The organism is Nocardia sp. NPDC046763 (assembly GCF_040645495.1).
GTDB lineage: Bacteria > Actinomycetota > Actinomycetes > Mycobacteriales > Mycobacteriaceae > Nocardia.
Genome location: NZ_JBEYYI010000001.1, coordinates 502,895 through 528,510, shown reverse-complemented (window position 1 = coordinate 528,510; position 25,616 = coordinate 502,895). Strand labels below are relative to the sequence as shown.

Genomic DNA, 25,616 nt, shown 5'->3' with positions numbered 1-25,616 from the left:
GTGAAAAAGTCTGTTGCCGACCCGGATGGGTCTCATGCGTGGGGCTGCCTACGACGAGACATGGCGAACTCCACCGGGCATGCGGCGAGCTACACATTACCGGGCGACCTAGGTCACATGGTCAATGGGCGGAGGTTAGGTTATGCTAACCAACATGGGCAAGGTGAAGGCCAAACACGTCTCGGGTCTGAAGCCGAAGAAAAAATGCTGCCGCAAGAAGACGCGGTGCCTGAAATGCCCTGTTGTGATTACGCGGATGAAGAAGGCCGAAGCCGCAGGCTGCTCCGGCAAGGAACTCGAGAAGTGCCTGAAACTCGCGCGGGCAGCCTGAATCCGGAGTACACCGGAGTCATGAGTCCTGCGCTGCTCTCCGACGACGACATCGCCAAGGCCCTCACCGAACTGCCCGAATGGACCCGTGAGGGCGACAGCATCACGCGCACCATCCAAGCCCCATCGTTCCCGGCCGGCATCGAACTGGTGCGCCGGGTGGCCGCTGCGGCCGAGGCCGCCGACCACCATCCCGATATCGATATCCGTTGGCGGCGGGTCACTTTCACACTGTCAACCCACTCCGTGGGCGGTCTCACGAAACGGGATATGGCTCTCGCTCGCGAGATCGATCGACTGAACGCTCAGAGCTGAGCCGCCCGGCCCACATGATCCAGACATAGAGCGCCAGCACGCCGCTCGCGAATACCGTGCCCAGCCAGGACAGGATGCCCGGACGCGAGACGTCCCACATTGTCTTCTGGAGGGTTCCCAGCAGGAACGGCACCCCGACCAGTGTCGTGATCAGCCAGTATCCGGCGAGATGGCGAGCACCGGCGACCTCGGGCAGCGGACCGTAGCGCAGCCACAGGACGCAGTGCACGCCAGGCGAAGAACGCGAGCACGGCCGTCACCAGCACGGCCGCCTTCCACAGCAACCCGGACCCGATGTCGTGGCCGGCCAGGCGGCTGAGCGCGCCGCGCAGCGATTGATTGATCACCGAACCGACCGGCAGGGGGCGATGCGGGTCGCCGGGCAGTTCCCCGAAATATCTACGGGTCTCCTTCGGTGTGAGCAGATAGGTCACACCGATGGTCCAGGCGAAGGCCACCGCCGACCCGATCGCCGCAGGCCATTGTCGGCGGGCCGTGAAGTACAGCCCGGTCACCGCCGGGGTCAGCTTGACGCCCGCCGCCAGACCGACCAATGCGCCCGACACCCACCACCGCGGCCCACCATCAGCTCCAGCGAGATCCACACCACGCCGAACAGTGCCGCGAAAGTGGCCAGCAGCCAGCCGACGGCTACCACGCCGAAAGGCAAGAAGTGCAGCGGATAGAGGAGGAGAGCCGCGAACGGTGGATAGATGAACGGCAGCGGAAATTCTGGGGATCTACTGGAATCGGTCCAGTCGTACAGGTTCCCGCCGAACAGATTCGCCGCCCCGTCGACATAAACGTGCAAGTCCACCAAGATCAGGTTGTTCGGCCCGAAGCACACCCACAGCAGACGGACCAGCACCGAGATGCCCAGCGCGGCAGCAGACAGGCGGAAACGTCGATTCACGGCAAGGACTTTCGGTCGGCTGGATCACCGACCGGAGTTCACGGCTGGCGAATGCGGCTTGCGGCGCGCCGACAAGCGTAGTCACGCAGTCGAATATGTCGCGCACCCCGAAAACTCAGGGCATTGCGGCCCCCCGCGGCAAGATTCATATCACCGTCGGATCGATTCGTCCTCGCGAGATCGATCGACCGCCTGCCCGGCGCCCCGCCGGCCGGCCCGGATGATCCAGACGTAGAACGCCAGCACACCGATCACGTCCACCGCGCCCAGCCAGGACAGAATGCCCGGCCGCGAGATGGTCCAGATCGAGTCCTGGAAGAAGCCCAGCACCCAGGGCACGCCGATCAGCGTCACCACCAGCCAGTACCCGGCCAGCACCCGGGCGCCCGCCGCCTGTCGCAGCGGGCCGTAGCGCAGCCACAGGATGACCGGGAGGAGCCAGATCCAGTGGTGCGACCAGGAGATCGGCGAGACCATCAATCCGAACAGCTGCACGATGATCAGCGTGCCCAGCCGGTCGTCGGAATCCAGTGCGCGCCAGGCGAAGAACGCGAGCACGGCCGTCACCAGCGCGGCCGCGATCCACACCGGCCCGGACACCACGTCGTGGCCGAGCAGGCGACTGAGCGCGCCGCGCAGCGACTGATTGGTCGCCGATCCGACCGGCCCGATGCGATGCGCGTCGCCGAGCAGCTCACGGAAGTACTTGTTGGTCTCACCGGGGGCGAACAGATAGGTCAGCAGGATGGTCCCGAAGAAGACCAGCGCCGACCAGATCGCCGTGAACCAGCGTTTACGGGCCGCGAAATACAGCCCGGTGACGGCCGGGGTCAGCTTGATGCCGGCCGCCACGCCGACCAGCGTGCCCGACACCCACCAGCGCGCGCTGCGGACCGCGATCATGGCGAGCAGCACCAGGAACACATTGACCTGGCCGTAGTCGAAGGTCGAGCGCACCGGCTCCAGCCACATGCCGATCGCCGTCCACGCCACCGCGGCGGTGCGCCAGGACTGTTCACGCATGGCCTCGCGGCCGACCATCATCTCCAGCGCGCACCACACCACACCGAACAGCGCCGCCACCGTGGCCAGCAGCCATCCGATGGCGACCACGCCGAAGGGCAGGAAATGCAGCGGATAGAACACCAGCGCCGCGAACGGCGGATAGGTGAACGGCAGCGGAAAGTCCGGCGTCTTACTGGAATCGGTGTAGTCGTAGAGGTTCCCGCCGAACAGGTTCGCGGAGCCGTCCACATAGACGTGCAGGTCCACGAAGTTCATGCCATTGGGCAGGCACAGAACCCACACGAGACGGGCCAGCACCGAAATACCCAGTGCCGCGGCGGCCATGTGGAAGTGTCGATTCACGGCACTGTCTTTCAGCTCGGGCGGGTCACCGGCCGAGTGCACGGCTGGTGAATGCGGCTTGCGGGCCTCGCGAATGCGGCGTTGCGGCCCCGGCAAGCGTAGTCGTCCAGCGGAATGAGCCGTGCAGCGCGGACCCTCCGCTGTAACATTTGCATCACTGACCCCATCTGCAACACGCATTCTGTTCGGCCGTTCGATAGCGTCAGCTGATCGAGTTCGCCAAGATCACACCGCGGCTGTACAACACGGCGGCCCGGTCCCTAGAGTGACGCGGAGCGATGGCTCCATCGCTGCTAGATGTCCCTGAAGGTAAGGACGGCTACACCAGTGCTTCGCACCCGAGGATCGCGGTTCGCAATGTCCGCATTGGCCCTGGCGGCCTGCGCCACCGTCGCCGTGCCGACGGCCTACGCGAACCCCGCGCCGGCACCCCAGAGCGCGTCGATTCCGATGATCCCCGAAGGGGTTCCGGTCGACGCGCTGGCCTCGCTGATCCCCGCCATCATCGGCGCGGCCACCGGTCCCGCCGATATCGCGGACGCGGGCCCCAAGAACGCCATTCTCGCCCAGGCCAAGCAGCTGCTGGAGAGCAGCAACCTGCCGGCGCAGGTGAAGACCACACTGCTCGCCGTCATCACGTTCCTCGACGGCAGTGGCGGTGGCGGCCCGGACATCCCGAAGGATGGTCCGGTCATCTCGCAGTTCCTGTGGCCGACCATCGGCAAGGGCTGCATCTCCTCCACCGCGGACTCGGTGGGCACCGCGCTGGCCGTCGGCGGTCCGGCGCAGCTGCCCCCGCCCGGGCCGGCGCAGGGCCAGGCCGGTTTCGTGTTCACCGCGCTGGGCACCAAGCAGCCCACCGATGTGCAGCCCACCCCGATGACGGTGCAGTGGCTGAACCTGGACACTCGCGCCACCGCCACCCAGAACCTGACCAATGACGCGCACATCAACCCGGACGGCCCGGCCACCCTGTCGGCCATCGCCAATACCGGTTCCGGTCGTGTGGTCGCCATCGTCTCGGGTTCGCTGACCACCCAGGCCGATCCGGAGGCGCAGCCGATCACCTGCTCGTTCCTGCCGACCATCGGATTCTTCACCGTCGCGTAGCGGACGCCCCGAGGTAGCCGAGAATTTCGCCCCCGTTCCACTCCGCCACTACGCGGAAGGGACGGGGGCGAAATCGTTTGCACGGCCGGTTTCCTGTGGTAGACCGACATCTATGGCCGCTGTGACCAACCCCGTGCAGGGACTGCATTCGCGCCGGTCGATCCTCTCGATCCGTTCGGAGGGATCGATCCTGTCGATCGGCTCGGCCTATTCGATCCTGTCCATCGGCAGCGTGGGTTCGGTGCTGTCGATCGGGTCGGTGGGCTCGTTCGGCTCTCTCATCTCCTCGGCTTCCTTCGGCAGCCTCGGCTCCGCCTTCTCGGCGTTGTCCCGCTGGTCCCTGTTTTCCTGGAACGGGAACGGTGAGGTCTTCGCCGACGGCAGCGGGGACGAACACACCGATCCCCACCTCATGCTCCGGGTCGTCCCCGAGGAGCCGGACCTCGCACTCGACCCGACCTGTCACTGCCAGACCTAACCGGTTGCCTTCAGGGAGAGTCGGGCTACCACCATTGGCCGTACTGCGGGGCCAGTACGGCATTGACGTCCACGGAGACGCCACCGACCTCGCGCTCGTCGATCTCGAATTGGTGCAGGGTGGCGGCGGGGTGGACATACCCCTTCGGGGTGCCCCAATTGTGTTGCCAGAAGAAGGAACACAGGCCCACGTCGCGAATGTTGTCGATGGTCGGCGAGTTCGCGTAGACGCCGGTGCGGCCGTGCCCGATGACGGTCTCCCAGCCGCGCAGGTAAGGCTCGATGAACTGCTCGAAATCATCGTCGCCGGGGTTGTCGTCGATGGCGGCGTAGATGGGCGCGGTGTCGGGCCCGCCCGCGGCCTTGTGCAGGATCAATCCCCGTGCGGCGTGCTTCAATCCGGCCGGGTAGCCGCCACGCCAGTCGGCGGTCTGAGCCTTGCCGAACTGGTAGCAGGAGACCACCGACAGGCCCGCGGCGCGCAGGGCTTCGACCTCGCGTGCGAGCAGCGGTTTGCCTTCCATCCATTCGGCGCCGGGCCGCCGGTCGGAGACATAGCGGATGACTCCGATATGGCCGTCGTCGCTGATGGATTGGGCGGAGGGGACGCCGCCGGCGTAGTCGAGGAGGGTGCCGAGCTGTTGCTTGGCTGCCGCGGTGGCGGGTGAGAGGGTCAGTCCGGCGGTGATTCCGGCGGCGAGAGCCGTGGCCCCGGAGAGGAAGTTCCGTCGATCGACATGGGCAGAACGCATCATGGGCTCCTTCGCACACACTCGCTGGTCGAACATTCCGGTCGTGACGATTGGGAGACGGCGTCTCACCGGTGACCGGTTGGAACTACTGGCGGCGTGCCCGGCGCACCTTCCCCGATGAAAACAAGATCATCCGTGCGCCGGGAGCCCTGAACGTGCCCTCATTTCACCATATTCACATTGGAATCGCCAGACTCATCGAGCACATCGGCACCATATGTCACATCGGGGCGAAACCGGGCGACGACCGGCCGGTGGCGAACAAACAGCTATCGAATTGCTGCGGCCGGGGACCTCAGACGCGCGTCGAGTCCAGCCGGGCGCCCACATCGATGGTCCGGCGCGACACGTCGGCCACCTCGGCCCGCACGACCGTCGCCACCTGGGCAGCGATCTGCTTGCGCATGCCGGCCAGCTTGCCCAGCGCGGCCGCCCGCCAGCCCTCCGCGGTCATCTCCAGATCGATATCGCGGGCACGCGGCGGCACCGCGTCGATGACGATCAGCAACGGATCGGCAGCACGCGCGGTGAGGGCCACCGGCACCTGCAGCTCGGCCCGATAGCGGTTGGTCTTGAGCACGTCCACGGAGATGTCCAGGCTCACCGGAATGGTGAGGTCGAAGCGCACCAGCGCCGGATCATGGGAGTTCGCGTGCGCCGCGGCCGCCGCCGATTCGGCTGCGGCATGGGGCAATTCGGCGATCCGCGGCTCGGGCACAGGGGTGACGGTGACCGGGCCGGCGGCGGCGACCCGGGGCAGCCGCACACTGCCCTGCACCCAGACCTCGGCCTTGTTGCCCGGGCCGGTGCGCAGCGGGCCGACCTCGATGGGCTTGCCCGCCATCGATTCCACGACCTGCCGCACCCGTTCCGTGGTCACGATGCGCGCGAAGAACCGGCGGCCGAATTCGTCATAGCCGATCCACTCGTGGGTGGGCCGCCCGCGGTAGGCCGAGCGGGTGCCGTCCATGATGGCCTGCACGTCGAAGGTGCGGCCGCGTTGCGAATCCGGGTCGGCCAGAATGCCGTTGAGACGATTGGCGACCTCGCGCTGCACCAGTTTGGCGATGGGGTCCAGCAGCAGTTCCCAGGCGCTGCCGATGGCCTGCGCGCGCATGACGAAGCTGACGTCGCGGCCGGTGACCGGGGGAATATCGATGACGATGAGCAGCGGATCGGCGGTGCGGGCATGCATGGCGAGGTCGATCTCCACAACCGCCTCCAGCCGCAGCCGCTGCCCGCCGAGGGTGACGTCGACCCGCAGCTTCACCGGGAGCATGACGTCGAAGTGCACGTGCGGCCCGCGCCGAATCACGGTGGGTTTGCCGATGCTGCCCTTGGCCACGAAACGGGCGAGCCCGGCGGGCCCGATTCCGAAGGGGCCGATGGTGATTCCCCGCCCGGCCACGCTGGAGACCGCAGACTCGATCCGGGTTTCCGTCACCGCCGCCGCCACGAAACGTTCGCCGAATTCGGCGTAATCGATCCAGGTCGGTTGGTCGGACGACGTCATCAGCTACTTTCGTCGGGCGGGGACCCCTGTCCTGCCGATGAGGGGGCAGCAGGACAGGGATCAATCGACGACGCTGCCGGGCGCCGCCGAAACCCATCGTAAGCGGAAGGTGCGCTCAGTTGTACACCCCGCCCCGCGTGTTTCCAGAATGTGGAATCAGCGTGTTCCCAATCACCCGAATCCGACCAGCCCCGATGTGCCGGACGGGCGGAATTTGTGGATGGCGACACCGCCGGATTCACCGGCCTCATTGCCGCCCACCGTGGTGATGGTATACGAATCCGCCGCGATAACGATATTCGTGTGCTGATGGAACACACTGGAATCCGAGTACATCACCACATCGCCGACCCGCGGGAGATATCCGTTGTTCGCCTGCTCGAAACGATGCTGCCACCGGTAGTACTCCTCCATGGTGTACACGCCGGGAATCCGCCAGGATCCGGAATTCGGATTGCTCAACGGTTGTCCGGCCGCCCGCATCACCCAGCTGACGAAGTCGGCGCACCAGGGTTCGGCAATGCCCTCAGAGTATTTGTCCCGGCCGCTCTGTTCCTCGAATTGCTGACGCAGGACATCGACCACCTGCGTCTGCTCGGGACTCAACCCGACGGAATCGACCTCCGGAAAGTCGTGCAGCAGGCGCCCGTCCAGCTCCCGCGGGCCGTAGGACTCCTCGTGCCGGTGCTGCTGCCACCACCGCACGCCGAACACTCCCCCGGCACTCAGCGCCGAAATCACCACCAGCGCAACGGCACCCACCACCAGCCATCGTCGCCGTCTGCGCCGCGGGCGCTCGAGCTCGACTGTCATTCGGCCCTCCCCCGTCCCGGCCGGCCGTCGGCCTTACCGGGTAGGGCGTTCCACCCGGCCGCGGAGTTCCCTCAGGGTCGGTGGACCAGCCGGCTGCGGCCCATCGGACCGAGGCGGCCGGCCTGCACGAGCCCGACACCCTGGGGTGCGAGTTCGGCCAGCTCGGATTGCAGTCTGGCCTCCAGTTCCTCGGCGTCGGCGCGGTGACCGGCGGCCCGCTCGGGGTCGTCGAGGTAGGTGGCCAGCTCGGCGAGGATGTAGTCCATGGGCCCGAGCACCGAAGCGCCGGTCTCCAGACCGCAGACGGTGCCCGAGTACGGCAGCAGCTGCTGGTAGACACCCAGCGCCATGGCCGGATCCTCGAGGGCGATGGCGAGGCGGGCCTTCACTCCGGTGAAGGTGGACCAGAACTGCGGGGCCAGTGAGGGTGCGGCGGCCAGCACGCGACGGGCCTCCTCCGGGCGGCCCGAATGCACCAGGGCCAGTGCGTAACCGTGGATGAACAGCTCCGGTTTGAGGGCGGTGCGCTCGCGCAGATCGTTCAGGTAGACGGACATGTCATTGCGCAGCCAGCCGATGGAGACGGAGATGCCGACGTGCAGTGCATTGGCGTCGCGGGTCGGCTCCGCCGCGCCCTCGCCGGAGTGCGCCACCAGGTCGTCCAGTTCGCCGGAGCCCTTGCCGAGCAGGCGCAGCACCTCATCGGTATTGCCGCGCAACAGTTCCAGCACCATGCCGAAGGGCGCGATGGCGTCCAGCAGGTGCCGTAGCTGTCCATCGGTGGCGTATTCGCCGGCCCGTCCGGCGTGTTCGGCGGCGGCCACCAGGTCGGCGTCGGCCAGAGAGGCGCGGAACAGCAGATAGTGTGCGAGCGCGCGGAATTCGGTGAGTTCGGCCGCGGAGGACACCTCGAGCAGCCGGGTCGCATACCGTTCGAGGTCGTGGGCGCGCAGGAAGCCACCCGCCGCGAAGGCGGCGAACGCTTGCGCGTTGAGGACCGTGCACAGCAGGTCGGGGTCATCGAGCGGTTCGACCAGGGCCATGGCCGCGCCGGCCAGGATGCGGGCCGCCGAGGGTTCCTCGACGGCGCGATCGAACACGGCGGTGACATGCAACAGAATTCGCGTGCGCACCGGCAACGCGGTATCGACGCAGGCCAGGCGCAGCGGTTCGCGGATGCGCGGGTCCGGGGTGTGCCAGTCGTGCACCGACCAGATGAGCGGCGTCGGCCAGCAGGTGACGGCGTGCGCGAGCAGCTCCGTCCCGCCCGGCGATGACGCTGTGCCGCCGAGTGATTCGGCCAGATCGAGCGCTTGCTCGCGCGCCGCCCGCGCGGCGATGTGCTGCCCGTCGTAGGCCAGCGCCACCACCAGCTCGCATCGCGCCTCGAGCACCGCGAGCCGATCCGCGCGTGCGGCTCCCGCGGCGGCGTGCCCGGCGAGATCGTGCAGCGCGAGCACCGATCGCCACCGCCGCACGGCATCGGCTCGCATCCGCCGCTCCACACACCGCCGCGCCGCCGCGCGGACGTATGGCAGGGCCACCGTGGCGGTTTCGGCATCCGCCCCCAGCGCCGCGTGATGTGCCAGCGCATCGATGTCCCGCCCGCGCGGTACGTAGACCGCATCGTGCGCGGAACTCGTTCCGGCATAGGCGAACTCGGTGATCGGGCCGGGGCCGGTGGGGACGACCGTGCCGGGATCGGCGATCACCGCGGCGTCCGGTTCCGTCTGCCCGGTCGACGAGTCCGTGGCCACCTCGTCGGCCCCGCGGAGGGCCGCGAGCGTCCGGTCGGTGCGACGCGTGGCCCTGGGCCGCGGCGACCCGAGGAGCGCCGCGACCAGATGGTCGGCTCCCCACAGCGCGCTGAGCACCCGGTTCCCCGTGCCCGGAAGGTCTTCCGTCCCGGTTCGGGGGTCGGGTCGTCCGTCGTACCGGCCGCCGGGCGCGACCTCCGCGCGGGTCGAGCCCGGTGCTGTCGCCCCGGGTTCCGGGTCGCTGCGCAGGTATTCGAAAGCGGCCCAGTGCATTCGGGTACGGCGCAGGGTGGGGAGGTCGTAGTAGACGGTTTCGCGGACCAGGGCGTGATCGAAGGTGACGCGGCCGGCCCGGTCGGTGCGCAGCAGGCGCGCGGATTCGGCGGTGGCGATCAGGTCGATGACGGTGTCGGCGGGGTGGTCGGCGGACGCGGCGAGGGTGGTGATGTCGCTGTCCTCGCCCCAGACCGAGAGGTGGCGCAGCAGGTCCACGACGTCGGCGGGGAGCTGGCCGATGCGCCGGCCCAGCAGGTCGCGCACGCTGTCGGGCAGGCCGTCGGTGGTGCCCTGGGTGGCAACGAGTTTGGCGAGTTCGCGCACGAACAGTGGGTTGCCGCCGGTACGCCGGCGTAGCAGCTCGACGGTGCGGTCGTCGGGGGCGGCGAGCCCGGCCGCGGCCGCGGCGCGGCGGGTGCCCGCCATGTCGAGGCCGTCGAGTTCGAGGCGGTCGGCGGTGAACAGGGCCAGAGCGGCGGCGGTGTCGCGGACGCCCAGGCCCGCCTCGGTGCCGCGCAGGGTGGCGACGATGAGGATCGGGCGGTCCCGTAGCCAGTTCACCACCTGCCGCAGCACCTGCAGGGTGGCGGTGTCGGCGCCGTGCACGTCCTCGAGCACGATGGCGATCGGTGTTCCAGCCGAGCGTTCGCGGCAGGAGCGGACCACCCGCCGGGCCAGGGTGAAAGCGTCGGCGGCGGTGAAGGTTTCGGGGTCGGCGGCGTCGAGGCCGGTGAGCACCTCGGCCCAGGCCCAGGCGGGCGGTGCGGACTCGACCTCGGGGCAGCGGCCGAACACGGTGGTCCAGCCGCGGTCGCCCAGGTGTGTGGTGAGGACGGTGGCGAGGGTGGTCTTTCCGGCTCCGGCCTCACCGGAGAGCCAGACCAGCCGCACGTGCCCGGCGGACGCGGCGGCGGCGGCGGCCAGCACGGCGGCGCGCTGTGTGGCATATCCGGTGTCCGGCAAGGGTTCCGGATCGAGCAGCGGTTCGGGTTCGGCGGGCCGCGCGGGTGCGGGCGGGGTGACCGTCTCGTTGTCCACCGAGTGGGTGAGGATGGCGGTCTCCAAATCCCGCAGTCCAGGACCGGGATCCACCCCGAATTCCAGGGTCAGGAATTCACGGCTGCGGCGCACCGTCGCGAGTGCGTCCAGCGACTGTCCCAGTCGGTACTGGGCGACGGCCAACAGCCGCGCGCATTCCTCGCGTCCGGGATGCTCTTCCAGGATGGGCCGCAGCGCCAGCACCACCTCGGCGGGCCGGTTCAGTTCCAGCGCCGCCTGGGCGCGCAGTTCGGCGGCGGTCAGCCGCAGGGCCTGCAGGCGGGCGGTCTCCTGTGCCGCCCACGGCATTCCGGGGAAGGATTCGAAGGCGCCGCCGTGCCAGCACGCCAGGGCGGCGTCCAGCACCCGCACCTGTTCCAGCGGGTCGGGTCGCCCGGCGGGGTCGCGCATGGCGGCCTCGTGACCGTGCAGCAGTTGTTCGAAGTGCCAGGAGTCCACTTGGGACGGCTCGAGATTGAGCGCGTAGCCGTGTGATTCGGACACGATGACGCGCGAGTGCGCCCGCCGCGGCCGGTCCGGCTCGAAGACCCGGCGCAGGTTGTGGATGTACACCTGCAGCGCCGCAACGGCTTTGGCGGGCGGGTCACCGTGCCAGAGGTCGTCGATGAGCCGTTCGGTCGGCACCACCCGGCCACCTGCGGCGACCAGTCGTCCCAGCACCGCGCACTGCATGGGCGCGCCCGGAGGCACGCGCTGACCGTCGATGCTGATGTGCAGTGGGCCCAGCACCCCGATGCGTATGAGCGCCATGTCGCTGTGCGACCCCCGTACCCACTTCGAATAAAACCAAACAGGATCCTCTCAATATGACAGAAATTCTGCGGCAGTACCCAGTCTTGTGATGGGGCTTAACTCGATACGAAGACGCTCCGAAGAGTTGTCCCGCACACTGCCTAGAGTGTTCGCCCCCTCCCTGCCGCCGGACGCCGATCTCGCGGTCCTGCACAGCCTTCCGCATCCGGCCTGCCTGCACGACGGTGGCTACGACGTGGTGGCCGCGAACGAAGCCTTCCGGAACCTGTTTCCGGGCACCGGTCCGGGCGCGAACCTGATGACGGCGATCCTGCTGGAACCCATGGCCCGCTACCGGCTGGGCGACTGGGAGGCCGAGGCACAGGTCATGGTGTCGGCCTTCCGGTCCGCCGCCCCCGAGCTGCGGCCGGATCGAGTCGAGGAGATCGTCAACCTGGCGCGCCGCTCCCCGGACTGGGATCGCTTGTGGCACAGCCATGTCGTCCCCCCGGAGCCACGCGAGCGCACGGTGCTGATGAACGATCCGCTGACCCGCCGGGAACGCCGGATGTACGTGCAGACCTTCGAGTTCCAGTCTCCGCAGCGGCCGTGGTGGCTGCTGACGGTGGTGCCGTTCGACTAGCCCGGTCAGGCCTCGGCGGCGGGGACCTCGAACCAGCCGTCCTCGGGTTCGGCATAGCCGTGATACATGAGCGGTATGCGCTGGTCCACGCCGAAGTGCCGATAGACCGCGAGCATGGTGCTACGCACGGCCTGGTCGTGGAAGTCGTCGATGCGCCGCGGGCCGAGCCAGTGTTCGGGGAGCAGTGCGAGCCGGGTCATCTCGTCCGGATCGTCCATGTCCAGGCCGATGGGGCCGGGGTCGACGATGAAGTGATCGTGCAGCACCGCGTGCACACTGTGCGGGTCGTGCTGCCCGGCCGCGAAGGCGCGGAAGCGGGCGCGGATGGCGGGCGAGCCGTGCTCCTGCAGCCACTCGATGAGATGCGGGTTGGGGCGCGGAATCGACCTCCCGGACAACGGTGTCTGCTCCACCAGGTGCAGCACGCTGGCACCGGGCACGCGGGGTTCGGGGACGAGGAAGAGGCTGAGCACCGGGGATCCGGACAGACTCTCGCAGAGGCAGACCTTGGTGCGCATGGGGTCGGTCATGCGCCACTCCTTAACGGGAGGGGTTGCTGGCTTCGTCATCCGAATCGTGCCGGCTCGTCGAGTTACCAGACTCGGACAGATCTCTCCTCGACGCCCGACCGGTGCAACACCCGGAATTATAGTCGCCGGACACCGATCGGACCGACCCGTCTTACGGTCGATCCGGTCGGCCACCCGGTCGCTGTACGGCCCGGTTACGCGCCCACCAGACGGCTGCGCGCGCCCTGCCCGGTCGGCAACGCCGCCAGCTGGCCCTCGATGGTGGCCCGGACAGTCGGCCACTCCTCGTCCAGGATGGAGTAGAAGGCGGTGCTGCGCACCTCGCCGTCCAGCCCGCGCGAGTGCGCGCGCCGCACCCCGTCGCTGGTGGCGCCGAGACGCTCGATCGCCAAGCGGGACCGAAGATTTCGGACATCCGCGCGCATGGCGATCCGCCGCACCCGCCACACCTCGAAGGCGTGCTGCAGCAACAGCAGCTTGGACTCCAGATTGATGCCCGCGCCGCGCGCCTGCGGAGACAGCCAGCTATTGCCGATCTCGGCGGCGTCGGGCACCGCGAGCAGGGGATCTCCGCTCGGCAGGCCGTGCACCAGCGGCCACACCACCGGACCCTGCCAGTAGTCGAAACGGGTGAACCGGGTCGAGCCCAGCACCCGTCCACTGGCGACGGCGATGATGGCGAAGGCCAGCGAGGTGCCCGAGGCATGCCCGGAAAGGGCCTGAGCGACGTATTCCAGCGCCTCGTCCACACCGTGTGGGACAGGCGTGAAGGCGTAGTCGTCTCGGTTCCCCGCAGCAGCCTCCGCGAGCCCCGAGGCATGCTGCGGCGCAAGGGGTTCCAGCCGTACCAGACGGCCGGTCAGAGTTACGGGTACGGGCACGTTCCCTCGATCTTTCAGAAGGGGTCGGGGGCTCGCGTCAGGCAATGGCCGCCCCGGCCACACACTCCGGAATCGACGAACCAGCCCTGGCGCGCCAGTAGCAGCATCGGATAGTGGGATGAACGATAGCGGAACACCAGCGCACCGCGCCGCAGGCGGCATGTAAATTTCATGCGCTCTACCGCGCGTCGCACGGGTTATTTCGCAGGTGTCTTACAGCGTTTGCAGGCACGGCCATCCGCTACCTGCCGGCGACCCCCTTTCGGGCTGCCGGAAATGCGAATACCTATGCGCTGGAAGGTATTACTACGCCGGTCTTCCCCGCCAGAAACCGTCGTGTACCGCCCTTGCGTCCGCAAGCTCGATCGGACCGATGACCGGCAGCGCGCGCTGACCGGCGGCGAATACCGCACGGCAGGGCAGCGCCATGGTCGGGTTCTCGGGATCCGCACCGGTCAGGGCCAAGAGTTGGTCCTCACCGAGTGCATAAACCACCCGCCCGATATTTCCCCAGTAGATCGCCCCGGCGCACATCGCGCAGGGTTCGGTACTGGCGTAAAGCGTGCAGCCACGCAGAAACTCGGCGTCATAGCCGGCGCTCGCCAGCCGCACCAGATTCGTTTCCGCATGTCCTGTCGCGTCGCGCGCGGTGATCACCGTGTTCTCCGCCTCCAGCAACACCCTTCCCCCGGGCTCGGCCAGCACCGCCCCGAATGGATGATTGCCGTGCTCACGCGACCGCCGCGCAATGCCGACAGCCGTCAGCAGATTTTCCATATCCCGCTCGCTGAGCGATTCGACCACTCGAACACCTTGCCACACAGCCACTTCGGCGGCACCGGAGGGGTTCGACGTTCACCGGGCAGCGAGTGGTGGCCACAAACGCGGGCGTCTCTTGCTTTTAGCAGGCACCCCGCCACTTTTAACGCTAGTTCAACTAGTTTTAGGGAGACGGCATGGCGAGCGCGGCAGTTCCCGGGGGTGTTCCCCGCCCGGCTGATTCGCGAACACCAGTGGCACCTGGCCACGGAGTTCAGCAATTGGACGATCGCGGCGGCCCCGGTCGCGGCCGGAACGTCGTCGATGCGGTGATCACGGCCGCGGACCGGAGATCGCACCGTCGAGCAGCAGGTCGACGAGGCGGACACACAGCTGCGGGTCGATCGGTTTCCGGGTGACCAGCGTGCGGAATTGCAGTGGCGCGATCAAGGTTTCGAGCAGCAACCGCGGGTCGGTCCCGGCGGGCAGCTCGCCGCGGTCGATGCCGCGCTCGACGATCGGCCGGGTCAGTTCCAGCCGCGTGGTCCAGAACGCCTCCCGCACGCGCACCCACCGCGGTTCGCCACCGCCGAACGACAGCGCCTGATTGAGCGCCCGGCCGTGCGGCGTGCCGAGGTAGGCCGCGACGGCGTCGAGCAGTTCGTAGAGGTCGGTCCGGATCGCCCCGGTATCGGGCACCGGTATCCGCTGTTCGCTGTAGCTCAGCAGGGTGTCGATGATCAGCTCGTCCCGGCTGCCCCAACGCCGATAGATCGTCGTCTCGTGCACCCCCGACGCCGCGACCACATCCGATACCGCGAACTCGCCGACCCCTTTGTCCGCCAGCACATTCAACGCCGCCTCGAGCACGGCCTCCCGCACCCGGGCGGACCTACCGCCCGGCCGCCGCCGAACCTCACCACCCGTCACCGAACCTCCGCAAACACAAGCCGAACTGGCGTTTAGCAGTGTAAGGCGGGGGGTTGTCGCCGGGAGGTCATCGGCGGAAGATCGATTAGGCAGCTGTTCCGGGTCGGGGGTCAGACCGCCATCGTTCATCGAAGGAACGGAACACAAAAATGAAAACCAGGATTGCCTCGTTAATCGCCGCGACGGGCATCGCCCTGTCGGTCGCCGGGCTGGCCGCTCCTGCCGCAACGGCCGCCCCGCCCACACCTGTGCCGGTCACCGACACCTTCGGCTCGGTCACGTTCTGCTTCGGCATCCCGCTGGGCTTCTTCATCTTCAACATCTGCATCTGACGCGCAGAGCGAGGTCACGGCCCCGCCGTGCACCGCGCGGTGGGCCGCTCGCGCGCACCCGGCTCAGACGTTGAAGCGAAACTCGGCCCCATCGACATCGGTCGGCGGCCGTTGGCCGTCGTTGCTTCCAACACACCCTGATTTTCTCGCGCTACGTCGGGCCGGCCTGGACCCGGACCACGACATCCACCCGATCGTCCGCCCGCCCGGCGACTACGGGATGGACCTGCGCATGCTGCACGACGGCACGATCGACGCCGCCGTCGTCGGCAGCACCATGGCACCCGAAGCGGTCGCCACAGCGGAGGGCTGGCAGGTAGTGGCCTGGGTCGGCGACCTCTTCCGGATCCCTACCGTCGGTGTAGCCGTCGATCCCACCTGTCTCAGCCCTGAGGCCCCCGCTGTCCAGGCCGTCGTACGAGCCCACCGTCGTGCGCTACAGGTGATCCACGACGACGCCGATACCACGGTGCCGTATCTGCGAACCTTCCTCGGCCGGCACACCGCGGACGAAGTCCGAGCCGACTACAAGACTTTCATCGCACCGTATTTCACCACCGACGGCCGCGCCGACCTCACCGTCGGCGATAGCGCGATCACTGCGGTAGCCACCGAACTCGGGGTGCCCGCCACCGTCACCGCGGGCGAGTTCTACCGCACCACCTAGCAGCCGGAAGCGGCGGCGCTGAGACGTATTCGGCGCAACCACAACAGGTTTCACGAAATCAGGCAGGTCGATATCCCATCCGGAAGGACACCTCATGGAACTCGCAGTCATCGGCGGCACCGGACTGATCGGATCGCAGGTCGTCGAGGATCTGAATGCCGCCGGACACCGGGCGATACCGCACTCGCATTCCACCGGTGTCGATGTCATCAGCGGCAATGGATTGAACGAAGCCCTGGCCGGCGCCGACGTCGTCGTCAACTTGACCAATTCTCCGACCTTCGACGACGCCTCTCCGGCGTTCTTCCAGACCTCCATGGACAACCTCCTGACCGCTGCCCACAGCCAGGGTGTCGACCATTTCGTCATCCTGTCGATCATCGGCGCGGACCAAGTGCCGGACCTGGACTACTACCGGGCAAAAGTGTTGCAGGAGAACATCCTGGCGGCCGGTCCGATCCCCTACTCCATCGTCCGGGCCACACAGTTCATGGAGTTCATCGACGCCGTGCTGTCGTGGACCACCGACGGTGACACCGTCCGATTGCCCACGACGCCGATCCAGCCGATCGCCGCGAAGGACGTCGCCGCCGCGGTGGCAGAAGTCGCGATAGGCGCCCCTTTGAACGGCGCCCGCAACATCGCCGGACCCGAGATCTTCCCACTCGACGAATTGGGCCGAATTACATTGGCCCGCAAAGGCGGCGGCCGAACCGTCGTCACCGACCCCACCGCCGGCATGTTCGCCCTCGTCAAAGGTGACGTCCTCACCGATAGAGACGCCCATCTCGCCCCCACCCATTACTCCGACTGGCTCTCCTGATCGATTGCGCGACGAACAGCAACTCCCCTCGGCAACGCACCTGGGTGTGGGACTCGGATATAGCCGACTACACGCCGCCTCCCACACCGATATCGCGCCATCCGCGCAGCTCCTCGGCCTACGGCCGGGATCTCGGCCGCCGGCCCTCCGCATCCCGGGCGGGGCGACCCTGTCGGCTCAGTGGTTGTCGCGATGTCGCTCGATTACGCCCTCGGCAAGCGCACAACGCCGGCGCGGCCGCGGGAAGCAACCTGATCCGGCCCGCGAATCGACCAATCGCCCTGTTGCGCTTCCTCATCCACACGAGCACCGCTCGATTGTGTTGGAAATCCCGCCACATCGCTCACAATTCACTCACCCGCAGTCTCGTTGCCGAACGTACTTCCGAACGCCGATTCGCGGGCGGACCACGGATCTTCAACATGGGACTGCTCGCGTTTGTGACTCGCAGTGGTCGGTGGCGGTGTTCTTGCAGTCCTGGACGACGTTCCGCTGGCCAGTGCTCGGCGTCCTGCATTCGAAACAGCCATCTTCGAACGCAGGACGCCGACGAGGCAGCGAGAGACCGGTGGCTCAGGGGCCGCAGGCGAGGATCAGTCGATCCACAAGCGGGGGTCGTGGGCCTGGATCAGTGCTCGGATGCGAGCTATGGCGTCACCGGACGACTGGGTGGGTAGACGACGCCCGTCGCGCAGTCGTACCGCCACGTCTCCGTTGCCGGCTTCGATCTGGCCGAGAATGAACTGATATGGCGCCAGCCGGGTTTCGCGTACCCTCGCGCCGAGGCTTCCTGCTTCGCTGCTGACCACCTGTGCGCGCAGGCCCGCGCGCAGGCAGCGCTCGAGGAGCTGGTCGGCGGCGGGTTCCTGGGCGTCGGAAACCGGCAATAGCACTACCTGGACCGGGGCCAGCCAGGCTGGGAAGGCCCCGCCGTGGTGTTCGATGAGGTGCGCGACCGCACGCTCGACGCTGCCGATGATGCTGCGGTGCACCATGACCGGCCGGTGCTTTGCTCCATCGGCTCCGATGTAGTGCAGGTCGAACTGCTCGGGTTGATGGAAGTCGACCTGCACGGTGGACAGGGTCGATTCGCGGCCGGCGTGGTCGCTGACCTGAATGTCTATCTTCGGGCCGTAGAACGCGGCTTCGCCCTCGACGGCCTCATACGACATGCCGGATCGGTCGAGCACCTCGCTCAGAATCTTGCTCGCACGCTGCCACATGTCCGGTGCTGCAACGTATTTTCCGCCAGCACCTGGCAGTGAGAGCCGGTAACGAGCGCTGGTGATCCCCATAGCCCGGTAGGCGGAGCCGATCAGTGCCAGCGCGGCGGCAGCTTCTTCGGCGACCTGGTCGAGGGTGCAGAAGATGTGCGCGTCGTTGAGCTGGATACATCGCACTCGGGTCAGACCGCCGAGGACACCGGACAGCTCTGAGCGGTACATGGCGCCGAGTTCGGCGATTCGCAGGGGCAGTTCGCGGTAGCTGTGGGAACGGGACCGGTACATCACCGCGTGGTGCGGGCAGAGGCTGGGACGCAGCACCACCTGCTCACCACCGATGTCCATCGGCGGGTACATGTCGTCGTTGTAATGTGCCCAGTGGCCCGAGATTTCGTAGAGTTCTCGTTTGCCGAGCACCGGCGAGTACACGTGCTGGTAGCCCGCTGCCCGCTCTGCGGTGCGGATGTATTCCTCGAGACTGTGACGCACGATCGCACCGTCGGGTAGCCAGTACGGTAGTCCAGCCCCGATCAGTGGGTCGGTGTCGAACAGGCCGAGTTCCCGGCCCAGTTTTCGGTGGTCGTACACGTAGGTCTTCCTTCCAGTCGAAGGCGGATGACCACACGCGAAAGCCCCGGGCATCCGCCCGGGGCTTTGATCAGAACAGAGTCAGCGCGCCGGGACGTCGTCCGGCGTCGTAGTGAAGTAAGCGCGCTGCACGCCCAGCACGCTACCGCGCAACATTGCGCAACACAATGACAGAGACACACGAACTGATCGAGAACGTCTCGGTTACGAACGTTCACGAGACACATTGGGTCGCTACCAGAACCCCGATTCGACCACGCGGCCTGACTGCTCAGTCTGCCGAAACCCAAAGGGCCCCTGCGTCACAGCAGGGGTCCTTTGCTGGTCGGGGTGTGGCCCCGCGGAGGCAGCTGGGCACCGCGGAGATCGGCGAACCGGGCGATGTAGGTGTGGGCGCGGGACCAAGGGTCGTGCGGGTATTCAGCGCGGGTGCGGTGCCAGTGCCGGGCGCAGAGTTCGTCGAACTCCAGGGTGATCGGCCGGGCCTGGTAGTCCGCGGCGGGCTCGGCGGCGCGGGAGACGGTGAGCAGCTCGTGTTCGAGGGTCCAACCGCAGTGGTCGAAGGCCCAGGTGCCGTCGGAGACGTAGACGTGGCTGGGGTCGCGGGAGTTGGCGGGCCACAAGCCTTTCGGGGTGAATACGTCCGGGTGGATGGCGAGGAAGGCGTAGGCGAGTATGTGGCAGGCACCGGCGGCGAAGAACCATTGGTCGTCCAGGTGCCACGCGAGCTCCTGGTCGAACCGTTCGAGCGGGGTGCGGCGGAAGGTCGCGCACGGAACGTACACGCACCCAGCGTATTCCGCGGCCACACCGTGTTCTACACACCCAACGTCGCCGTACCCCTGCGCGAACTGCGCGACGACATCAAGCAGCTCTACAGCCGCGTCAACATCTGCATCGACCAGCACGTAGCCCCCGGCCGGCGCGTGCACGAGACGGTCGACTACATCGATCTGGTCGTCATCGACGAGTCCGAACGCCTATCACCACGGGCGCACCCGGCGACCGGCCGCGGGGCGCCGATGACGACATGGGCCCCATCACCAGAGCGGCTGCCGGCCACTGATGAACATCCGCACTCCAGCACTTCCCTCGACCGATTACCGGACCGCTCGGAGCAGTCCGACCACACGGGCGACGGCGGCCCGTACCCGCCTCATCACAAACGACCATTTCCACCGTGACGGTCCAACTGCTGCTCAGGCCGAGTGGATCGAAAGAATCTGCGGGCCGATCCACCCGGCCGCCGAGCACGATGCACCGCTCGGAGTCGGCGAAGCGGGGCACCGATTCCGGAGCCGTCCACATTGACCCCGGCCGGATGATCCGAAGTGAGAATGCGGCGCGATAACCGCACCCGGATCCCCGCCACGCTCCACGATCAGCTCACCCGCATCGCACCGTACCGAGATCCTGCGCCGAACGGCCCGAATACCGCGCTGGTGGCACGAATCGAGAGTGCCCAGGCACGGAAGGTCACCGATATCTCGGAATTAGCTACCTTATCGAGATTGTCGTGCAGAATGCCAGACAGAACCGGCCCGACCGGTCGGTGAACCTTAATGGGGTGAAATGACCGATCTGATGGGATCGACCGTGCACGAGCTGCTCGCGCAGGTCCTCGCGCGCTACGGCAGCATCGACGTCTTCATCGCCCGTCTGCACGTTCTGCTGGACACGCCCACAGTCGTGCGCCCTGCCGCGGTGGCGCCCTCGGCCGGTGGCCGGCACCGGCTCGCAGAGCACACGGCCACCGTGCCGACTACCTGAATACCGGTCTCTGCCAGTCCGGAACCCCAGCCAGTTCGGAACCCCAGCGTGGACACCTCGCCCAAGTGCCTGTCCGCTCGCGCAGCCTGGTCATTTTCCGAACACCCGTGCTCTGGCGTGGGGGCCGGTGGCGTATGGAGCGTGAGGTCGCCGGGTGGTGCAAACGGCGGGCGGCCGTTGATCGAGAAGACCGCAACTTCCCACTCTGGCGGCCCGTCCACACCGTACTCTCGAATGGCATTGCCTCACGAGGGAGAAACCCACCGGTTACGAATTCAGGAGGTCGACATGCGAACCCACGACAAGATCAGCACGGGCATGTTCCGCATCGATCTGGACAGATTCTTTGCGGAACAGGTGCGCAACGTGGTGTCAGGTCTCGGCGATGGACACGATGGCCGACAGCCGGAGGCCGAGCAGCGTGAGGTGACCATCACCCGGAACCCGGACAAGAGCGAGGTTTTCGATCGCTGGATCCGGCAGTCACTGAAGGACCCCCTCGGCTCGAGAACGAACATCACGATCACCGAACTGGACAACCATGGGAAGCCCGTCCGGGCGATGATTCTGATAGACGCTTGGACTCGCTCGTGGAACGTTCCCTCGCTCTCGTCCGGCAGCGCTGGGTCAGCGAGCGAGACCGTCACTCTCTCCTGCGAAATGCTGAAAATCGAGCAGCTCTAGCCCGCAGCTGAGAGACACCCCCCACGTTCCCTCCGACCTTTGCACCGCAGCCCGGAGGGCAGCTCAAAGAATTGGCTGACCTCCGGCTGTCGGCGGATACCCCTTTGGTTGGGCGCACAACCGATATCACGCCCCTCGCTTCCGCCGCCCGGGCGGTGTTCGACGATCCTGGCGTCTACACGGTCAACCCCGGCCAGTGGGCCGACGGCGAGGAAGTCCCAGAACTGCTGTGCCACACCGGGGCTCATGCCGGTGATAGTTATGCACTCGCCGGAGATCCAGCGTCGACAGAGGTGTCCGAACTGTCGCCTTGGTTCGCTTTCTCCGATCTGCGCCAAGGCTGCCGCTCGCATCCTATGCTTGATCGGTCTAGGCGTTCCCCAGTGACACGAACATAGGTCGTAATCATCCGAGGATAGGACGCATCATGACAATGAGCTCGGGGATGTTCGAGATCAGCAGCATGGCGAATGGCCAGCGAACGGTCAGTATCAACCTCATTCGCACGGCATGGCAGCGCGTCTACCTGGGAGGGCCGGTAACCTCTTGGGCCGTCAGGCAAGTCGACGACAAGGTGTTCAGCCTCGCCATTGGCGGTTACCCATATACCGGCATCCTCGACGGAAACCTCGTCGCCACCATTTTCGACGACCAGGACCAGGACTGGCGGATCCAATACCAGGACTCCCAGAATGCCTACACCATCGCATCGAGCTCCGACCCCACCCGCGTTTGGACCTTATCGGACCTCGATCCCAGTACCTCCGAGATCTCGTTGAAGCCCCTCGTATCTACCAAATCCATGCCGCCGCAGATCCTGTCCTCTCAGCTGTGGCGACTGAAATCAGCGATCGATTAGGCAATCGCCGTCGCTCCTCTGGCTGAACGCACAGATCGACGCTTTCGTCGCTCGGCTCGACCATGCCGCTCCTCGGGACCCTTCCCGGGTTCTGGTTCTGGACGGTTGTGCCGAAACGATCTGCCGCTAGTCCAATGCTCAGGCGTAATACACAGTCGCACAATGCTGTTCGCGCATTGTCAGGCGTTCGACCGGCAGGAGATGTTCAGCTGTCCAGATCGGTATGGAGGGAGCCAGCAATGAGCGACCGGGTCAGCGGAGTGGTCAGATGGTTCAACCAAGCCCGGGGCTACGGGTACATCAATGGCGACGATGGAAGCGAGGTCCGTATCAGCCGGGAAGCGATCGATGACCTTACGTTCGTCACCGAGGGCATGCGGGTCACGTACGTGCCCTCACTGGAAACTGATGACACGGTGCGGGCCGAGCATGTTCGGGTCGTCGAATAACTCTCTCCCTGATCTTGGCCCGTGCGCTCATTCACCGTTGCGTCGGACGCACTGCCCTGCCGTTTACCGCGCCGACGAAACGACTGCGCCCCCACCCGGCCACCGGATGGGTGAGCACCCGCGAAATGTCCTTCGGCAGCAGGTCCGACGACCGCCCATGTCCGCGCGAGCCGCGAAACCTGTCATGCCGTTGCGCGAAACAGCAGGTCAACGAGTGTGGACAATGCCGCACCGATCGCGTAACTGGATGTTAACCGAATTCGTCGTCGCGTAACACCGGCCCCGACGCACACTGCGGTCATGCAGTTCAGAACACATCCACCCCTCCCGGCCGGGCAGGACGATTTCCGCGATGGGCGGGCGAGGTTTCGCGACCAGTTGCGGGAGGTGCTGCCCTCGGCATCGCAGCTGCTGGCCCGCCGCCTCCATGATGCCCTGCGCGCCGCCCTGCGCGCGGGGGCCTTCGGCAGCGGCAGGCTGCCGGCCGAACCCGAGCTCATGGCCGAATACCACGCGTCGCGCGACGTGGTCCGCGAGGCGCTGGACCTGCTGCGGCGGGCCGGATTGATCGAGCGCCGCCGGGGGATGGGCACGCTGCCGATCCGGTCGGAATACATTGTGACCGGGGCACTTCCACCCGCGGGGTGTTCCCTCGAGGAGCATCTCGCGCTCGGCCGGATCGCGCCGAGGCTGCTGCATTGGGCGTGGATTCCGGCGCCCGAGGTGATCAGCGATCGGCTCACCGGAGTGGACCCCGGCGACGACTGCCTGTGCATCGAATACCTGCTCCTGCTGGATGATCGCCCGCTGGCGATCTTCACCAATTACCTGCGCTCACCCGAGGCGGCCCGTGTCGACCGGGTCGCGTTCGTCGATGACTTCTATTCGCTGCTACATCACGGCGGCGTCGATATCGACGCCTTCGACATCGGCGTGCAGGCCGCACGCGCCGATGACTACACGGCCATGCTGCTGCATGTGATGCCGGGAGAGCCCGTCATGTTGCTGGAGCAGTCGATTCGCAACCGTGACGGCGAGATCGTCGACTATGCACTCGGAACCTGGTGCAGCGACTTCCAATTGCGCATCGACCGGGTCGTGCGCATCGATATGACCGGAACCCTGACCGGCGGACGTTTCCAGGAGCCGAAGTGAGCACCGTCGCGCCAACCATGCAAAGCCTCACCGGCGCCGTTGCGGCCTTGCGGAACGGCGAGATCAGCGCCGCGGAATTGGTCGAACAGGCCACCGCCAATGCCGACCGCCGCGACAGTGAGGTCGGTGTGTTCCTCGCCCGATTCGACGACCGCGCCCGAGAACAAGCCGAACGCGTCGACGCCAAGATCGCAGCGGGCGCACCGCTATCGCCGCTGGATGGAATCCCGTTGGGAATCAAGGACATTCTGGCCCATCCGCACGGCCCGACCACCGCCCAGAGCCTCGTCCTCGATCCCGCCTGGGCGGATTCCGTCGGGCGCGCGGTCGCCGTCGACCGTGTGGAAGCCGCCGGTGGCATCGTCATGGGTAAGACCACAACCATGGAGTTCGCGATCGGAATCCCGGACCCGGACAAGCCATTTCCGGTCCCGCGCACCCCCTGGGACCTGGACTGCTGGGCGGGTGGCTCGAGCTCGGGCTCCGGCAGCGGTGTCGCGGCGGGAATGTTCCTGGGCGCGGTGGGCACCGACACCGCCGGCAGTATCCGGATCCCCGCCGCGTTCAATGGAATCACCGGTCTGAAGCCGACATTCGGCCGTGTCCCGAAATCCGGTGTCGTGCCACTGGGCTACACCCTGGACCACGTCGGTCCGATGGCCCGCACCGCCGCCGACTGCGCCCTGCTGCTCTCCGTCCTGGCGGGCTACGACCCCTCGGATCCCGTCAGCGCCCCGGCGCCGATTCAGGACTATCCGGCAGCGCTGACCGGCGATCTGCACGGCATCACCGTCGGCGTGGACAATCTAGACCGCTATGCCGCGGCAGGCATCGATCGCGAGCAGCCGGCACGGTTCACGGCCGCCCTCGATGAGCTCCGCGAGGCGGGCGCGACCATCGTTCCGGTCGAGATCCCGATGTATCCCGAAGTGGTCGCCATCGACATCGTGGTCATGCTGGCCGAGGCGCACGCCTACCACCGCAGCGATCTGCTGGAGCGGTGGACCGACTACGGCCGCGGCACCCGCATCATCCTCGCCGCCGGCGGAGCCGTCACCGCCGCGGATTACGTTCAGGCGCAACGAGTCCGGCGAATAGCTCAGCATCAGGTAGCCGACCTGCTGGACCGCGTGGACCTGATCGTCACCCCCACCGGCCACCTCGGCGCTCCGCGCCTGGACACCATCGACCAACTCCAGCCGTTGAACGTGCTCGCCTCTCTTCACACTCCGTATTGGAACCCGCTCGGGTACCCGACCCTCGCCCTCCCGATCGGTCTGTCCAGCACGAACACGCCGCTCTCGATGTCCATCACCGGCAAGTACTTCGACGAATCCCTCGTCCTCCGCGCCGGGGACGCCTACCAACGCCGCACCACCCATCACCTCACCATCCCCACCGCCCTCAGGAAAGGCCAATGATGACAACGTGGTCCGAAGCCCCGGAGGAAACCGAGGCAGTCGAGGCCCTCGCCCGCTTCGTCTCCGATCTCGCTGAAACTCTTCACAAAGTCCCCGGCGCCCGATACGCCGACCCGGCGTACTACTTCGTGATCGAAAACGCCCCGGCTCAGCTCGTCGTCCATCAGCCAAGCCGTACCGGCATCGGGGAGTAGCGCGTTCCACAGCGGTGGACGGCTCCGGCGGCTCGAGGCGTTCCGGCCTCCTGGCTACGGTCGGTTCGAGCGAGCTATGCCGCTGACCGCGCTGACAGAACCGTCCATCGCCAGTGCCGGTGGTCCGCTTCGGAATTCGACCTCTTGACGTCGACCAGCAGCGGTGAGCCGACGATCACTTCGCCCAGAACGGGTGAGGCGATCGATGAATATCACTGCTGCGCAACCATTTCCGACCCCTCGGCCCGCTCCCGGGGGTCACCGTCTCCTGGCGGGGTCAAGTTCCGAAGCGG

The 25,616-nt window shown here is 66.9% G+C and carries 29 protein-coding genes; 16 read left to right on the top strand and 13 right to left on the bottom strand.

The annotated features are described in order from the left end of the window. Positions 1-154 precede the first annotated feature (154 nt). Together ABZ909_RS02580 and ABZ909_RS02575 are read left to right on the top strand one after the other, a co-directional pair. Positions 155-331, top strand: a complete 177-nt coding sequence (locus ABZ909_RS02580; protein ID WP_356995835.1) for a hypothetical protein — start codon at positions 155-157, stop codon at positions 329-331. 20 nt (positions 332-351) lie between these two features. After that, positions 352-645 carry a 4a-hydroxytetrahydrobiopterin dehydratase gene (locus ABZ909_RS02575; protein WP_356995914.1) on the top strand — a complete coding sequence of 98 codons (294 nt, stop codon included), beginning with the start codon at positions 352-354 and terminating at the stop codon, positions 643-645. On the opposite strand, the gene ABZ909_RS02570 is transcribed toward ABZ909_RS02575, so the two are convergent. The 3 genes from ABZ909_RS02570 to ABZ909_RS02560 all read right to left on the bottom strand — a co-directional run bounded on the left by ABZ909_RS02570 (position 636) and on the right by ABZ909_RS02560 (position 2,926). Next, entirely contained in the window at positions 636-1,211 is a 576-nt protein-coding gene (locus ABZ909_RS02570; RefSeq protein ID WP_356995834.1) for a glycosyltransferase 87 family protein, read from the bottom strand. The two genes, ABZ909_RS02575 and ABZ909_RS02570, sit on opposite strands and share 10 nt — an antisense overlap. Beyond that, positions 1,169-1,558 carry a glycosyltransferase 87 family protein gene (locus ABZ909_RS02565; RefSeq protein ID WP_356995833.1) on the bottom strand — a complete coding sequence of 130 codons (390 nt, stop codon included), beginning with the start codon at positions 1,556-1,558 and terminating at the stop codon, positions 1,169-1,171. Before ABZ909_RS02565 ends, ABZ909_RS02570 begins: the two co-directional genes overlap by 43 nt. A gap of 150 nt (positions 1,559-1,708) precedes the next feature. Continuing rightward, positions 1,709-2,926, bottom strand: a complete 1,218-nt coding sequence (locus ABZ909_RS02560; protein WP_356995832.1) for a mannosyltransferase — start codon at positions 2,924-2,926, stop codon at positions 1,709-1,711. Positions 2,927-3,283: 357 nt separating this feature from the next. Between ABZ909_RS02560 and ABZ909_RS02555 the strand changes: the two genes are divergently transcribed. Further along, on the top strand, positions 3,284-4,036 hold the full coding sequence (locus tag ABZ909_RS02555; protein WP_356995831.1) for a hypothetical protein: 753 nt from the start codon (positions 3,284-3,286) through the stop codon (positions 4,034-4,036). A gap of 112 nt (positions 4,037-4,148) precedes the next feature. Then, positions 4,149-4,514, top strand: a complete 366-nt coding sequence (locus ABZ909_RS02550) for a hypothetical protein (RefSeq protein ID WP_356995830.1) — start codon at positions 4,149-4,151, stop codon at positions 4,512-4,514. 25 nt (positions 4,515-4,539) lie between these two features. Here the strand turns inward: ABZ909_RS02550 and ABZ909_RS02545 are convergent, their stop codons facing one another. The 4 genes from ABZ909_RS02545 to ABZ909_RS02530 all read right to left on the bottom strand — a co-directional run bounded on the left by ABZ909_RS02545 (position 4,540) and on the right by ABZ909_RS02530 (position 11,433). Further along, positions 4,540-5,265 (bottom strand): DUF1906 domain-containing protein, encoded by a 726-nt coding sequence (locus ABZ909_RS02545; RefSeq protein ID WP_356995829.1) that lies wholly within the window; start codon positions 5,263-5,265, stop codon positions 4,540-4,542. Between the two features lie 295 nt (positions 5,266-5,560). Further along, entirely contained in the window at positions 5,561-6,778 is a 1,218-nt protein-coding gene (locus ABZ909_RS02540) for a hypothetical protein (protein ID WP_356995828.1), read from the bottom strand. A gap of 171 nt (positions 6,779-6,949) precedes the next feature. Further along, entirely contained in the window at positions 6,950-7,591 is a 642-nt protein-coding gene (locus ABZ909_RS02535) for a CHAP domain-containing protein (protein WP_356995827.1), read from the bottom strand. A 71-nt stretch (positions 7,592-7,662) separates the two neighbouring features. Further along, positions 7,663-11,433, bottom strand: a complete 3,771-nt coding sequence (locus ABZ909_RS02530; RefSeq protein ID WP_356995826.1) for a BTAD domain-containing putative transcriptional regulator — start codon at positions 11,431-11,433, stop codon at positions 7,663-7,665. A gap of 148 nt (positions 11,434-11,581) precedes the next feature. Between ABZ909_RS02530 and ABZ909_RS02525 the strand changes: the two genes are divergently transcribed. Next, positions 11,582-12,058 (top strand): hypothetical protein, encoded by a 477-nt coding sequence (locus ABZ909_RS02525; protein WP_356995825.1) that lies wholly within the window; start codon positions 11,582-11,584, stop codon positions 12,056-12,058. Between the two features lie 5 nt (positions 12,059-12,063). Here ABZ909_RS02525 and ABZ909_RS02520 read toward each other — a convergent pair whose 3' ends face one another. The 4 genes from ABZ909_RS02520 to ABZ909_RS02505 form a co-directional block, all read right to left on the bottom strand. Next, positions 12,064-12,588, bottom strand: coding sequence for a hypothetical protein (locus tag ABZ909_RS02520; RefSeq protein ID WP_356995824.1), 525 nt, complete (start codon positions 12,586-12,588; stop codon positions 12,064-12,066). 194 nt (positions 12,589-12,782) lie between these two features. Next, positions 12,783-13,469 carry a GNAT family protein gene (locus ABZ909_RS02515; protein WP_356995823.1) on the bottom strand — a complete coding sequence of 229 codons (687 nt, stop codon included), beginning with the start codon at positions 13,467-13,469 and terminating at the stop codon, positions 12,783-12,785. A gap of 306 nt (positions 13,470-13,775) precedes the next feature. Further along, positions 13,776-14,273 (bottom strand): nucleoside deaminase, encoded by a 498-nt coding sequence (locus ABZ909_RS02510; protein WP_356995822.1) that lies wholly within the window; start codon positions 14,271-14,273, stop codon positions 13,776-13,778. A 288-nt stretch (positions 14,274-14,561) separates the two neighbouring features. Beyond that, positions 14,562-15,158 carry a TetR/AcrR family transcriptional regulator gene (locus tag ABZ909_RS02505; protein WP_356995821.1) on the bottom strand — a complete coding sequence of 199 codons (597 nt, stop codon included), beginning with the start codon at positions 15,156-15,158 and terminating at the stop codon, positions 14,562-14,564. 149 nt (positions 15,159-15,307) lie between these two features. On the opposite strand from ABZ909_RS02505, the gene ABZ909_RS02500 reads away from it, so the two are divergent. The 3 genes from ABZ909_RS02500 to ABZ909_RS02490 all read left to right on the top strand — a co-directional run bounded on the left by ABZ909_RS02500 (position 15,308) and on the right by ABZ909_RS02490 (position 16,980). Continuing rightward, a complete protein-coding gene (locus ABZ909_RS02500) occupies positions 15,308-15,490 on the top strand; it encodes a hypothetical protein (protein WP_356995820.1) in 183 nt (60 codons plus the stop codon). Positions 15,491-15,611: 121 nt separating this feature from the next. Continuing rightward, positions 15,612-16,157: a hypothetical protein gene (locus ABZ909_RS02495; RefSeq protein ID WP_356995819.1), complete on the top strand. Its 546-nt coding sequence runs from the start codon at positions 15,612-15,614 to the stop codon at positions 16,155-16,157. A 94-nt stretch (positions 16,158-16,251) separates the two neighbouring features. Further along, positions 16,252-16,980, top strand: coding sequence for an NAD(P)H-binding protein (locus ABZ909_RS02490; RefSeq protein WP_356995818.1), 729 nt, complete (start codon positions 16,252-16,254; stop codon positions 16,978-16,980). 593 nt (positions 16,981-17,573) lie between these two features. On the opposite strand, the gene thrS is transcribed toward ABZ909_RS02490, so the two are convergent. Then, the gene (thrS, locus tag ABZ909_RS02485; RefSeq protein WP_356995817.1) at positions 17,574-18,791 is read right to left on the bottom strand and encodes a threonine--tRNA ligase; all 1,218 of its coding nucleotides are present in this window, start codon (positions 18,789-18,791) and stop codon (positions 17,574-17,576) included. 302 nt (positions 18,792-19,093) lie between these two features. Beyond that, entirely contained in the window at positions 19,094-19,576 is a 483-nt protein-coding gene (locus tag ABZ909_RS02480) for a hypothetical protein (protein ID WP_356995816.1), read from the bottom strand. A gap of 27 nt (positions 19,577-19,603) precedes the next feature. Between ABZ909_RS02480 and ABZ909_RS02475 the strand changes: the two genes are divergently transcribed. From ABZ909_RS02475 to ABZ909_RS02440, 8 genes are all read left to right on the top strand, one after another. After that, entirely contained in the window at positions 19,604-19,975 is a 372-nt protein-coding gene (locus tag ABZ909_RS02475) for a hypothetical protein (RefSeq protein ID WP_356995815.1), read from the top strand. Positions 19,976-20,363: 388 nt separating this feature from the next. Further along, on the top strand, positions 20,364-20,561 hold the full coding sequence (locus ABZ909_RS02470) for a hypothetical protein (protein WP_356995814.1): 198 nt from the start codon (positions 20,364-20,366) through the stop codon (positions 20,559-20,561). Between the two features lie 288 nt (positions 20,562-20,849). Next, positions 20,850-21,245 carry a phage tail protein gene (locus ABZ909_RS02465; RefSeq protein ID WP_356995813.1) on the top strand — a complete coding sequence of 132 codons (396 nt, stop codon included), beginning with the start codon at positions 20,850-20,852 and terminating at the stop codon, positions 21,243-21,245. Positions 21,246-21,672: 427 nt separating this feature from the next. After that, positions 21,673-22,104, top strand: coding sequence for an I66 family serine proteinase inhibitor (locus ABZ909_RS02460; protein WP_356995812.1), 432 nt, complete (start codon positions 21,673-21,675; stop codon positions 22,102-22,104). A gap of 239 nt (positions 22,105-22,343) precedes the next feature. Beyond that, positions 22,344-22,553: a cold shock domain-containing protein gene (locus ABZ909_RS02455; RefSeq protein ID WP_356995811.1), complete on the top strand. Its 210-nt coding sequence runs from the start codon at positions 22,344-22,346 to the stop codon at positions 22,551-22,553. 300 nt (positions 22,554-22,853) lie between these two features. Beyond that, on the top strand, positions 22,854-23,708 hold the full coding sequence (locus tag ABZ909_RS02450) for a GntR family transcriptional regulator (RefSeq protein ID WP_356995810.1): 855 nt from the start codon (positions 22,854-22,856) through the stop codon (positions 23,706-23,708). Further along, positions 23,705-25,129: an amidase gene (locus ABZ909_RS02445; protein WP_356995809.1), complete on the top strand. Its 1,425-nt coding sequence runs from the start codon at positions 23,705-23,707 to the stop codon at positions 25,127-25,129. The genes ABZ909_RS02450 and ABZ909_RS02445 overlap by 4 nt, the downstream gene beginning before the upstream one ends. Further along, complete coding sequence (locus tag ABZ909_RS02440) at positions 25,126-25,323, top strand: hypothetical protein (protein ID WP_356995808.1); 198 nt, start codon at positions 25,126-25,128, stop codon at positions 25,321-25,323. Before ABZ909_RS02445 ends, ABZ909_RS02440 begins: the two co-directional genes overlap by 4 nt. The last annotated feature ends 293 nt before the right edge of the window (positions 25,324-25,616 follow it).